Raw genomic sequence first — 13,137 nt, forward strand, 5'->3', positions numbered from 1 at the left:
TTGCTGCGAGGCCGCGTCCACCCGTGTGAGTGGCGGGGTTTTCCACAACGGGCGTGGTGTCCCCGGGAATCGACCAAGATCATCGCGAGTGGGGCGAGGTGGCCGATCCTCGTCGCATGGCAATTCGATCACGTTCACGCACAGCGACCGCGACCAGTGGGCCGGGCCGAGGGCCGGCGTCCGACGGGCGCGTCCGTCATCGCCGACGTCGGCCGGCCGCGCACGGGCGGGCCCGGCAGCGTCAGGACTCCGCGGAGGAACTGCGGCGGCGGGCGGGGGTGTTGTTCGACGGGCACAGCGGGCCGACGGGGTTCCCGGGACGGGCCGAGCCGGTCGAACGGCCCCCGGGGCACCGGGAGTCGGGGCAGGGGCCGCCGGGCTCTTCCGGGGATGAGGAGAGCCGGTGGTGGGGTGGTGCTCAGGAGACCGCGGCCCAGCCGGTGGGCGTCCTCGCCGAGTCGGCTGTCGTGCGGCCTGGGGGAGTCTGCCCCGAGCCGAGCGTCGTGCAGCCTGTGGGCGACCTCCCTGGGCCGACTGTCGTTCAGCCTGTGGGCGTCCTCTCCGAGTCGGTGGGCGGGGGTGGCCGCGGCGGGGAGGGAGTGTGGCGGGAGCGGGCCGGTCTGGCGTTGCGGGAGCGGATGCCGCTGTGGTTGCAGACCAGGTGCGGTCTGGAGCGACGGAGCGTGCTGGCCCTGACGGTGGTGCTCGTCGTCGCGGCGGCCTTCGCCGTGCAGCACTTCTGGACGGGGCGGACGCAGTCCGTGAAGCCGCCGGAGGTGGTGCGGGCCGCCGTGCCGTACGGGGAGCGGCAGGAGAGCGGTCCGGCCGGTGAGCAGCGGAATCCGGGCGCCGCCGGCACGTCCGCCGGGGCCTCGTCCGGGCCGGTGAAGACCGGGGCGGGCGCGGGCGAGATCGTCGTGGACGTCGGGGGCAAGGTCCGGGACCCGGGCATCCACCGGCTGCCGCCCGGCTCACGGGTGGCGGACGCGCTGCACGCGGCGGGCGGGGTGAAGCCGGGCACGAACACCGACGGGCTGAACCGTGCGCGGTTCCTGGTCGACGGCGAGCAGGTCATCGTCGGGGCACCGGGTCCCGTCGGTGGGCCGGGGACGGGCGGCACGGCTCCCGGGGGCCCGGCCGGTGCCGCCGGGAGCGCCCCCGGTGCGGCGGCGGGCGGGGCGGCCGCACCGGCGGCTCCGGTCTCCCTCAACACGGCCACCGCCGACCAGCTCGACACCCTGCCCGGCGTCGGTCCGGTGCTGGCGCAGCACATCATCGACTACCGGACCCAGCACGGCGGTTTCCGTTCCGTGGACGAGCTGCGCGAGGTGAACGGCATCGGCGACCGCCGTTTCGCCGACCTGCGCGCCCTCGTACGGCCATGAGGAGCCTCCCCGGCCCGTCCCCACGACCGGACGAGGCCGCTGCCGGTCTCCGCCCAGTCAGGTCGTCCGTGCACGCCTCCTCCGGCACGCGTCTCGGCACGGCCCGGCCACGCCAGGAAGGCCCGACGGACCTGCGGCTCGTGCCGCCCGCCCTCGCGGCCTGGGGCACGTCGGCGCTGGTCCTGGGCGCATCGCCCAAGTGGGCGGTGGGCCTGGTGATCGGCTGTCTGGCGGCCGTCGGACTGCTGCCTCTTGCGGGGTGGCACCGGGCCGCTCGCCACCGGGTCGAGGGACACCGGGTCGCGCAGCGCCGGGCCGCCGGGCGCCGGGTCGCGGGGCACCAGGCCCGGGGGCACCGGGTCGCCCGGTACCGGGTCGCGTCGTGGCCGCGTGCGACGGTCGCCGCCGTGCTGCTGTGCGTCGCTGCGGCGGCTGCTTCGGCCGGGCTGCACGGTGCGGATCTGCGCCGCGGGCCCGTGCCCGGCCTCGCGCGGGCGTACGCGACGGTGACCGCCGAGGTCGAGGTGACGTCCGACCCGCGGCTCACCCGGCCCAGGGTCAGGGGCGATCACGTGGCTCCGACGGCCGTGCTGATCGACGCCGCCGTGCGGCGCGTCCACGAGGCGGGCGGCACGGCGGTGATCACACGGGCACCGGTGCTGATGATCGTCGACGTGGACCCGGCCCCACCCGGCCGGGCGGCCACAGGGCGGGGCCGGTCGCCGTGGCTCGGTCTGCTGCCGTCGACGCGGCTGCGGGTCGCGGGGCGGCTGGCGCCCGCCATGACCGGCGGCGACCGGGTGGCGGCGGTCCTGCGGGTGCGGGACGCGGACGAACCGCACGTGGTGGGGGAGCCCTCGGGCCCGCAGCGGTTCGCCGGACGGTTGCGTGCCGGGCTGCGCGAGGCGACCGACGGGCTGCCGGCGGACGCCCGGGCGCTGCTGCCGGGTCTGGTGGTCGGGGACACCTCGCGGGTCACACCGGAGCTGGAGGAGGCCTTCAAGGAGACCGACCTCACGCACACCCTGGCCGTGTCCGGGGCAAACTTCACGATTCTGCTCGCGCTGCTCCTGGGGCCGCCGGGTCTTGCGCAGCACGCCGAGCGGCGGGGGCTCGCGCCGCGGCTCGGTATCTCCCTGCGCGGGACGGCGGTGCTCGGGGGCGTGCTCTCGCTCGGGTTCGTCGTCGTGTGCAGACCGGACCCGAGCGTGGTGCGGGCCGCGGCCTGCGGAGCGGTGGCACTGCTCGCCCTGGCGACCGGCCGCCGGAGGTCGATGATCCCGGCGCTGGCCACGGCGGTTCTGCTGCTGGTGCTGTACGACCCGTGGCTGGCGCGCAGTTACGGCTTCCTGCTGTCGGTCGTGGCGACCGGTGCGTTGCTCACGCTCGCGCCGCGCTGGAGTGCCGGGCTGCGGCGGCGCGGGGTGCCGCCGAGGTGGGCCGAGGCGCTGGGTGCGGCCGCGGCAGCGCAGGCGCTGTGCGCGCCCGTCGTGGCCGTGCTGTCGGCGCGGGTGAGCGTGGTGGCGGTGCCGTGCAATCTGCTCGCGGAGTTCGCGGTCGCGCCGGCGACCGTGCTGGGGTTCGCGGCACTGGCGACGGCGCCGGTGGCGATGCCCGTGGCCAAGGCGCTGGCGTGGTGCGCGCACTGGCCGGCCTCGTGGATCGCGCGGATCGCCCGGGCCGGGGCGTCGCTGCCGGGCGGCGGAGTGGACTGGCCGGGCAGTTGGACGGGGGCGGCGCTGCTCCTCGCTGTGATCCTGGCCCTGGTGCTCGTGGGGCGGCGGCTGCTCGGGCATCCATGGTGGTGCGGGCTGTGCGCAGTGGTGCTGGCTCTGGTGGTGGTGCAGCCGCCTCCGCTGACCCGGGTGGTCACGGGCTGGCCGCCGCCGGGCTGGCGGCTGGTGATGTGCCGGCGATTCCCTATTGGATGAGCGTGTTGATGACACCCAACTGACAGGTGGAGCACGTGCGATGGCAGGTGTATTGGGTACCCGAGCGGCGATCGATACCAGCGGATCGGATACCCGTACTTGCGGGGATGGAGGACCTGTCCGACCGTGAGGACCGGCTCGGGATCCATCCGGGAGACCCGATCATGTTGTCGCCGGACTACCGGATCGACGAACTGCTGAGCCTGTACCTGTGCCGGTCGGGGTTCGCAAAGCTGGCACCGGAGACCAAGCGCAACTACACGGACGACTACTGCCTGTTCTTCGACTTCCTCTGGGGCCGGGGCAAGGTCTGGAACCAGGCCACCGACGACGACCTCGCGGACTTCGAGTACTGGCGGACCCGGGCCAGCGCGAACCCGGGAAAGGTCGGCGGGTCCCGCTGGAACCGGGGACTAGCCGCGCTAACCCGCCTCTACGAGTGGGCCGAGCGGCGCGAGTACGTCATACGGAATCCGGTGCTGATACGCGACGTCATCGCCCGCACCGGCGAGGTGATCAGGGTTCCGCAGGCACGGGCGAAGGACGCCAAAACCAGCGATGTCCACTGGCTGACGCCGCGGACGTTCCGCCTGTGGGTGAACATTGGTCTGCGCGGCTACACAGCCCAGGGGGTGCCGGCGGCGGACTGGGTGGGGCGGCTGGAGGACCGCAACGCGGCCTTCGCGGACCTGCTGCTGTCGTCGGGAATGCGGCTGACCGAGGCGGCATCGCTGCTGACCATCGAGATGCCGCGCACGCGGCTGGGCGGTGCCCGCTACTACTCGGGGCGCCTGGCGCCGGCGGTGACGAAGTCGAAGCGGGCCCGCACCTTCTACGCCGCGGCGCCGGTGGTCGGCGGCGTCGAGGGCTACATGGAGTCGTCGCGGGCGGACGCGATCTGCCGGGCCCAGGCCAAGGGCCGCTACGAGAGTCTGCCGCAGATGCGGCTGGTCACGAAGGTCGCGGGTCTGCGAAAGAAGGTGCTGCACTGGCGGGACCAGGACGGAGTCGAGGGGCGGACGCCGCTGTCCGATGCAGACGTGGCCGAGCGGATGACAATGTTCATCGAAGGCCCGGCGGGGCCGGAACCGCTGTGGTTGTGGTTGAACGAGTCCGGTCTGCCGTTCCGCCCGGCGTCGTGGGAGAACGTCTTTCGCACTGCCTCACTGAGATGCGCCGAGGTGCTGGACGGCGTCGTCGCCGAACCTCCGTATTGCACCCCGCACATGGCCAGGCACTCCTTCGCCCTGTTCATGCTGGTGGTCCTCCACCACGTCGTTGACCTGCGGATGGGGCTGACACCGGAGGAGAGACGGGACTTCCGGCTTCTCTATGGAGACCCGTGGAGGATGGTCCAGGACTTGCTGGGACATGCCCAGTTGGAGACGACGCGGGAGATCTACCTCGCGCCCGTCTCGGACCTGCAGCTGCGGTCGCTGATGGCCGAGCCCGAGCCGGTGGAGGGTGGCGGCGGGGGGTGGTCCCAGGACCGGGTCACCTCGCTGCTGGCGCGGATCGCCGAGGAGAGCGAGGGCATCCAGGACATCGACGCCAAGCTCATCCCGGCGGTGTCGGCATGAGCCGCCGCGGCCGCAAGGCTGCACTGCCCACGACGCCCTTTCGCCGTCCCCCTGTTCTCGGCGAGGACCCGGGCGACGTGGTGGTACGCCACACCACCAAGCAGGGCACCACACGTGCCTACGACTTCGGGCTGCTGCCGATGGCTGCGGCGATGCAGCGCTCGCTGGCGGTGCTCTTCGCAGAGAAGTGCACCAACGGCGCCTGGACGTCACTGAGGACGAGCGAGGGCACGTGGCGGCACCTGAGTGCCCTGGGCGAGTTCTTGTCCAGCCAGGAGAAGCCGCCGACGGACGTCCCGGATCTGACGGCCGCGATGTGGTCGGCCTGGCGGCTGAGCCGCAAGACCAAGGCACAGACCGGCTACGACCAGATCATGGTCACGCAGCAGCTGCTACGGGCCGACAGCCGCCTGCCGCAGGAGGTCAGGGCGGTAATGGCCCGACGCCTGCCGGAACCGAAGGTGCAGGAGAGAGCCTTCGAGCCGCACGAGTTCCGCAGGATCAAGACCGAGGCCCGTCGGACCTTCAGGTCCGCGCTGCTGCGGATCCGCGAGAACACCGAGTACCTGAACGCCTGGCGCAACGGCGAGTTCGTCCGAGGCAGCAAGGAGTGGGAGGTCGGCGAGGCACTGAACCTGCTGGCACGGACCGGGGACCTGCCCCGCCGGACCAGCTCGAACGGCAGGACACGGGGAATCGTTCCCCACTACGCGAGAGTGCTGGGCGGCGGGAGGCCAGAGCACACCTGGCAACGGCTGTTCCTGACGCGGCTGGAGGCGGCCGCGCTCGGAGTTCTGCTGGTCACGGAGTTCGGCTTCAACGGCACCACCATGTCCGAGATGCGAGTCCCGCGGGCCGTCCCCGACTCCGGAGAGAAGAGCGGAGCGAAGGTCTACCGGCTGGAGCTGGAGAAGCGCCGCCGTCACGCCGGGCACCACTTCGAGTCGCGCAACATCACCGACCACGGCGTCGACTCGCCCGGGCGACTGATCTCGGACGCCCTGGAGGCCACGGCCCACGCCCGCGCATACGTCGCGGACCGGGCCCCCGAGATCGACCGCCTGCTGGTCTGGAGGAGCAAGGGCAACAAGAGCGAGGCGGCGACCAACTCGGTCGGCGAACTGATCCGGTTGGGCCCGTTCGGGCTCGGCGCCGACACAGCCGCGGCCGCCCTCTGGGCACAAGGCCAGGGACTGCCGAGCAAGGTGTTGCGGCGGGGCCGCAAGACCGTGAACGTGGTGCACCGCCGCGAGCCCGGCCAGAACACCCAGGACACCCACGACCGTGTCTATGTGCTGCCTGAGCCCCAGGTCCAGGAGGCCGCGGCCGACGTCATCGCGGACGGCGTGAGTGACGCCGTCGAGGCGGCCCGCCGGACCGTGCTGCAGGCCCAGCTCGCCGATGCTCCGCAGGCCGGCGAGCAGGAGACGGCAACGGTGTCGTGCTCGGACTTCGAGCACAGTCCGTTCACGCCGCCCGGCGCGGGCTGCGGGGCATCGTTCCTGCTCTGCACCGCCTGCCCGAACGCCCGGGTCACACCGAGCAACCACCCCCGGCTCGCCCATCTGCACGCCGCCCTGGCAAACCTCCGCAGTGTCCTGGACCCGGCCACCTGGATGGCGGACTGGTACGACGCCCATGCCCGGCTGGAAGACCTGCGGCAACGGCTCGGCACCGAGGTCTGGAAGCAGGCACAGCAGCGGGTCAGCGACTGGGACCGGCAGATCATCGACGACCTTCTGAACGGACACTTCGACTCGTGAGCACGCTGACCGCCGAGATTCCCCTGACCATCCCGGCCTCCGACACCCCCGTCATCCCCGAAGACCTGTTCGTCGACGGCTACACCGGGCCGGTCTCCCGCTACGGTGACGACGCCTGGTCGACGGACCCGATCAACGCCAACCCGAGCACGGAACGGGTCCGAGTCCTCTGGAAACCCTTCCCGGCATCGATGCGCGAGGAGTGCCGCTACCTGGCCTGGCTGATGATCAACATCGCGCTGCCTGACATCTTCCTGGAGGGGCGTCCTCCCTCGATGCGGACGAGACAGTCGGCGGCCACGATCTATCGCACGGTCTTGCAGTGGAGGCGGTTCGCGATCTGGCTGAACAAGCAGGGCGTCACGAGCTTGGTGGCCTGCACCGACGAACACTTCCGCGGCTATGCGCTGTCGCTGAACCGCAAGAAGAAGGCAAACCGCAACACCGTCAGCGCCGACCTGATCGGTCTCACACGGCTGTGGATGTTCGACCGGACCAGCCCGTTCCCGCTGAACATCCCCGAACCGCCCTGGGAACGCGAGGGGATCGACGACTTCCTCCCCGCCGCGTCGGCCGGCGGTGAGAACCTCACCGAAGCAATCAGCCCGGAGACGATGGGCCCGCTGCTGATCTGGGCCCTGCGGGTGGTTGACGACTTCGCCGAGGACATCCTGGCCGCCTGGGCCGAGAACCGGCGGCTGACCACGGCCGCGAAGACGGCCCCGCGGAGCAAGGAGGGCCTGGCCCGCCTGAACGCCTACCTCGCCGAGCTGGCCGAGCACCGTCGGCCGATGCCCACGATCAACGTCAACGGGCGGCGGCTGGCCGCGTCCCTCTACATCGCCGGCCTCACGGACTCGGCCCTGGCCCAGATCAACATCGCAACCAGCAAGCGGAAGCGGTGGAAGGAGTATCTGGCCGCCCATCCGGGCGCATGCCCGCTGCCCTCGCCCATCAACGGCACGGTCGGCGAAGCGAGATGGACCGAGGACATCGACTTCGACGAGGCACCGTTGCTCATGCGCCACCTGGGCACGGCCTGCTTCATCGTCCTGACCTACCTGACCGGGATGCGGCCCGGCGAAGTACTCGGCCTGCGGTCGGGATGCTGCCCCGACCCCGACGAGCCCGGCCAGCGGCACGTGATCCACGGACACGTCTACAAGACGGCCGTCGACGAGGACGGCAACCACCTCTCCACCGGTGAACTGCGGGACGTCCCCTGGGTCGCCATCGCCCCGGTCGTCTCCGCCATACGCGTGCTGGAGCGGGTCGTCCCCGCCGGGGAACTCCTCTTCGGCAGCCAATTCCACCAGTTCGGCGGCTTCGGCCAGCGGACCAAGGTCGCGCTCCGCGCCGAGACCCTGCGAGAGAGAGTGGAGCACTTCGTGACCTGGGCCTCGCAGCTGGCCCACCGCCTGGACCGTCCGCACGAGGCCATTCCACCGGACCCGCACGGCGCGATCGGCACGGGCCGCTTCCGCCGCACCCTGGCCTGGCACATCGCCCGCCGCCCGGGAGGGCTGATCGCCCTGGCGATTCAGTACGGCCACATGCGCACCGCCGTCAGCGCTGGCTATGCCTCCCGCAGCCGCGACGGCATCCACGACCTGCTCGACATCGAGACCGCCAGAGCAACCGCCGACACCCTCGCGACCCTCGCCGCAGACCGGGCCGCCGGAAGTGGGATCTCCGGACCGGCCGCACGGCGGGCCATCCTCGCCGCCGGTCAGGCCCCCGCCTTCGAAGGCGTCATCTTCACCACCCGACAGGCCCGCAAGCTCCTGACGAACCCCACCCTGGCCGTTCACGACAACCCGAATGCCTTCCTGACCTGCGTCTATAACCCCGACAAGGCGCTCTGTCGGCTCCGGGGGAGCCAGGAAACCCCCAGGCTTGAGCGTTGCGTGTCGACCTGCGCGAACATCGCCCGCACCGACCAGCACGCGGCCCAGCTCGTCCTCAAGGCCGACGAGCTCGACAAGCAGGCCACCGGCGAACTCGTCCCCGGCCCCCTAGCCGAACGGCTCCGGGACCATGCCGCCGGCCTGCGCGACCTCGCGGACAAGCACTACCGCGAACGGATCACCCTCTCGGAGGCACCCGCATGAGCCCCGCAGCCGACGAACGCGAACGCATCCGCGCGGCCATGGACCGCATCCTCAGCGGAACCCCGCAGCGGTCCAACGGAGCACTGACCATCGTCGCCCTCGCGACGGAGGCCGACGTCCCCCGCAATGCCCTCACCCAACGGCACCTGGACCTCAAGAACGAGTTCTACGAGAAGGTCCGCGCCCGCGGCGAGATGCCCGACAGCGAGAAGCGACTCCGACGGCAGCTGGTCAAGGCCAAGGAGCTCCGGGCGGAGGCGCTGAAGGAGATCGACCGCCTCAAGACCGACAACGAGGCACTGGTCGGCGCCCTGCACCAGGTCGTGATGGAGAACCGTCAGCTCCGGCTCCAGCTGACCGAACCGCCGAGCAACCTGCGCGTCCTTCCGACGCAGCCGCGGCCGCCGACGCAGTGATCACGCTCGAAGACAATTCGTACGGCACTGTCAGTGCCGGGGGTTACCCTCAGATCTAGCTCAAAAGAGGACCCCGGCGGCGTCGAGGTCGACGGGCACCGGGGTCTCTCCTGATTGGCATCTGGAACATACCTCGAACACAACGCCGAAGGCACTTGGCGTCATGTCGTTGTGATCATCGCCTCTCGATCCGGCACGCCGGGCCACCTCGCTGGAAACGAGGAAGGACCCACAGCACAGTGCAACTGATCAAGGCCCGTATCACCGACTACCGCTCCATCGAGGACTCCTCCATATTCGACGTCGAGAACGACGTCACCTGCTTCGTCGGGAAGAACGAGTCGGGCAAGACGACGCTCCTCCAGGCGCTCTTCCGGCTCAACCCCGTGGAGCCCGCCTCCTTCGACGAAGTAGTCGACTTCCCCGCCCGAAAGACCCGCGACCGCAAGAAGCTCCCGGCCGACCAGAAGATCCCCGTGGTCCAGGCGACGTTCCGCTTCGACGACACCGAGATCAAGACCATCGAGGAGGACCTCGGCCCGAAGGCCCTGAGGAACCCCGAATTCGAGGTGGTCATCGGCTACCGGGACGACGAGGAGACCTTCGAGCTCCACTACAACGAGGCTGCGGTCGTCGACCACCTGCGTTCCGCCCTGGACCTGCCGGCCGCGGCCGCCCAGGCCATCGGCGGCGCGAACACGATCGAGGACCTTCTCGACGCCCTCGACGCACTGGACGAGCTCCCGTCCGAGGCATCCGCGCTGGCCGACCGCATCCGGGGCTGGCGCGACTGCGATCTCGGCTCGTACTTGATCGACAAGTATGCTGCCCCGCTCATGCCGAAGTTCGTCTACTTCGCGGACTACGACACGATGCCCGGCAAGGTCTCGCTGCCCGAGCTGATCCGGCGACGGGACTCGGGAGACCTCAAGCGCGGCGAGCGCGCTCTGCTGAGCCTGCTGGACATGGCGGGAGTCTCACCAGAGGACTTCCAGGACTCCGGTCAGCACGAACGGCTCATCCGTGAGCTGGAGAACGCGGGCAACGTCATCTCGGAAGAGGTCTTCGACTACTGGTCGCAGAACAAGGAGCTGGAAGTCCAGCTGAAGGTCCTGACCCCCGAAACCGGGGCCCAGCCGCCCTTCAACGAGGGGCCGATCCTCCAGGTCCGCGTCTTCAACACCCGCCACAAGGCATCGGTCCCCTTCGACGACCGTTCCCGCGGCTTCGTCTGGTTCTTCAGCTTCCTCGCCTACTTCAACGAGCTGGAGGACGCACGCACCACGGACCTGATCCTGCTGCTGGACGAGCCGGGCCTGTCCCTGCACGGCCGAGCACAGGCGGACCTGCTCCGTCTGATCGACGAGCGGCTGGCCCCCAAGCATCAGGTCCTCTACACCACGCACTCCCCGTTCATGGTCGATCCCGACCACATCCAGAGGGTCCGGACGGTCATCGACCTGGAACGCGGCGGCGCGAAGGTCTCCTCGGAAATCTTCAAGGCCGACGAGGACACCGTATTCCCGCTGCTGACCGCGATGGGGATCGAGATGACCCAGACGCTGTTCGTGGGCGAGCACGTCTTGCTCCTCGAAGGCCCGAGTGACCTGATCTACCTGGACGTCCTCACGGAGATCGCCGAGGCGAACGGCTCCACCGGGCTTGACCCCCGCTGGGTGAAGACCCCCATCGGCGGATCGGGGAAGCTGTCCACCTTCGTGACCCTCCTGGGTGCGAACAAACTGAACGTCGCGGTCCTCGTCGACTCCAGCACCAAGGACGTCGGCGCCATCCAGCGCCTCCGGGACAACGGCCAGCTCGCCAAGAACGGCCTCGTCGAGATCAGCGAGTTCACCAGCGCGGCTGACGCCGACGTCGAGGACCTCTTCGACCGTGACTTCTACCTGGAACTGGTCAACCGCGCCTACACGGCCGAGCTCACCACCCCGATCACGGCAGCGGACCTCAACGCCAAGGACCCCCGCGTTGTCCGCCAGATCGAGGCCGAGTTCAAGAAGCGGAACATCACGGCGCGGTTCAACCACTACAAGCCGGCGGCCGTTCTCCTCCGCGAGCAGGCCACCCTGACGCCGCTGATCAATCCGGCCACGATCGCACGAGCCGATCAGCTCTTCACCCGACTCAACTCCCTGATCCCTAAGCGCTGAGCTGAGAGGTTGATCGAATACCACAGATGTAGGGCGGTGCAGGCTAGCTGCACCGCCCTACTGGCGAGCGCTAGGCTCGCCTTAGACCACCTCCTAGGATTGCTCTTACCGGTGGTCGGCTTGGCGCGCCTGGGTCATGTGTCTCCGCCGGGCAAGCAGATGGTCACATGGGTCAGGCCGCCAACGCCGGGACGAGATTCGCGAAGATCAACCAGAAGATCAGGTGTCCGATCACAGCACCCAATACGGCGATACCGAGTTCTCCCCAGCGCATATTGATCACCTCACTCTCGACCGCCTCAGCGGCGCGCTGTTTGTTTGAGGACGATGGGACTTCCGAATAAGGTTCATTGCCTCATAGGCATCACTCCTTGTTGTCGAGGTGCTCGGCTCTGTCACTGGTCGACACGACCGCGCACGCCAAGAGCGCTGGTCCGCCGAGGGGCCTCGGGCTTAGAATCGTGAGCAGCGGAACTTTCTTGACGTCCCGCAGAGTTCTTCTTGGACAAGACACCTCCACGCGAGGGTCGGGGGGCCTCCGTTTCTGGGTGCAAAAGCGGCGTCAATGACTCCAACACTTGAGAAAGTTCGAAGTGTTCCCGCTGCAATTAGTTGCATGAGGGATAGGTTCGGAACACCTCTGCGAATTCGATCTTGTTCGCCCTTGAACACCGGTCAGTCGCATGGGAATTGGTAAGCAATGGAGCCTCTACCTTGACGGAGCAGGGGCTCCTAATCCTTTACCTTCTTTACCTGTGCAGCTGCCCCACGGGCCGCACGCCGCCTCGGCCCGCTTCCGGCGCCGTGCCGCCGCGTCGAGGGCGTGCTGCAGCCGGGCGAGCTGCTCTGGCGTCGTCCATGCTCGCCGGCCGCCGTCGAGTCTGATCGGTGCATCGCCAGCCCCTGAGCTGCACAGAGGTCCGTCGCACCTAGATAACGTCGCCTGCGATCTTCCGGTTGGTTTCAACAAGCAGAACTTGACAGAGAAGACGTGGGGCAGGGCGACGCCCTGGTGCTCGCGGCGGGCGAGGGAGCCGGCGTCGTGGTGGACGCGGGACCCGACCCCCAGCTCGTCGACCACTGCCTGCGCTCACTGGGCATCAGCAGGATCCCGCTGGTCGTGCTCACCCACTTCCACGCCGATCACGTCGCGGGGCTGGCCGGGGTGCTGCGTGGACGGGCGGTGGGCGCGATCGAGACGACGGGCTTCGAGGAACCGGCCGACCAGGCCGCGTTCGTACGCAGGCTGGCGACGGCGCGGCGGATTCCCGTGACCACGGCAGCGGTCGGGGAGCAGCGGCGGGCCGGGGAGTTGTCGTGGCAGGTGGTCTGGCCGCCCCCGAGCCCACCCCCGGACCCGTCGCCCGGCTCGCCGCCTCAAGGGCTTCCCGGGATGCCTCCGGGGGTGCTTCCGGCCCACCCGGTGCCGGAGGGGCCGAACGACGCCAGCGTCGCCCTGCTGGTCCGTACGGCGGGACTGCGCCTGCTCCTCCTCGGGGATCTGGAGCCCCCGGCGCAGCGGGCACTGGCCCGCTCACCGGCGGCCGAGGCGCTGGAGGGCGTGGACGTGCTGAAGGTCGCCCACCACGGCTCGGCCTACCAGGACCCGGGTCTCATACGCCGGGTGGCTCCGCGGCTGGCACTCATCTCCTGCGGCGCGGACAACCCAAAGGGTCGTGACTTCCAGTTCTAACACGTCTGCCCTGGTCAGCGCCATACATCTGCTGCAAGACCAGGGCAACAGGGGTTAGGCGCAGCCGTTTTCAGGGCGCCTCAGGGGACA

Annotated in this window: 6 protein-coding genes and 2 pseudogenes; all 8 read left to right on the forward strand. The window is 69.9% G+C overall.

What is annotated here, in order from left to right:
- Positions 1-116: 116 nt before the first annotated feature.
- Complete coding sequence (locus ACFZDI_RS18660) at positions 117-1,385, forward strand: helix-hairpin-helix domain-containing protein (protein WP_391251745.1); 1,269 nt, start codon at positions 117-119, stop codon at positions 1,383-1,385.
- A pseudogene (locus tag ACFZDI_RS18665) lies at positions 1,382-3,295 on the forward strand (ComEC/Rec2 family competence protein); the annotation flags it as partial. The gene ACFZDI_RS18660 and the pseudogene ACFZDI_RS18665, both read left to right, overlap by 4 nt.
- Before the next feature lie 128 nt (positions 3,296-3,423).
- The gene (locus tag ACFZDI_RS18670) at positions 3,424-4,896 is read left to right on the forward strand and encodes a site-specific integrase (RefSeq protein WP_391251747.1); all 1,473 of its coding nucleotides are present in this window, start codon (positions 3,424-3,426) and stop codon (positions 4,894-4,896) included.
- On the forward strand, positions 4,893-6,659 hold the full coding sequence (locus tag ACFZDI_RS18675) for a hypothetical protein (RefSeq protein ID WP_391251749.1): 1,767 nt from the start codon (positions 4,893-4,895) through the stop codon (positions 6,657-6,659). The genes ACFZDI_RS18670 and ACFZDI_RS18675 overlap by 4 nt, the downstream gene beginning before the upstream one ends.
- The gene (locus ACFZDI_RS18680; RefSeq protein ID WP_391251751.1) at positions 6,656-8,770 is read left to right on the forward strand and encodes an integrase; all 2,115 of its coding nucleotides are present in this window, start codon (positions 6,656-6,658) and stop codon (positions 8,768-8,770) included. Before ACFZDI_RS18675 ends, ACFZDI_RS18680 begins: the two co-directional genes overlap by 4 nt.
- Positions 8,767-9,186: a hypothetical protein gene (locus ACFZDI_RS18685; RefSeq protein WP_391251753.1), complete on the forward strand. Its 420-nt coding sequence runs from the start codon at positions 8,767-8,769 to the stop codon at positions 9,184-9,186. The genes ACFZDI_RS18680 and ACFZDI_RS18685 overlap by 4 nt, the downstream gene beginning before the upstream one ends.
- 239 nt (positions 9,187-9,425) lie before the next feature.
- Positions 9,426-11,354: an AAA family ATPase gene (locus ACFZDI_RS18690; RefSeq protein WP_391251755.1), complete on the forward strand. Its 1,929-nt coding sequence runs from the start codon at positions 9,426-9,428 to the stop codon at positions 11,352-11,354.
- A 988-nt stretch (positions 11,355-12,342) separates the two neighbouring features.
- Positions 12,343-13,047, forward strand: a pseudogene (locus tag ACFZDI_RS18695) (ComEC/Rec2 family competence protein); the annotation flags it as partial.
- Positions 13,048-13,137: the final 90 nt, after the last annotated feature.

It is taken from the genome of Streptomyces sp. NPDC007907 (assembly GCF_042959365.1).
Lineage (GTDB): Bacteria > Actinomycetota > Actinomycetes > Streptomycetales > Streptomycetaceae > Streptomyces > Streptomyces indiaensis.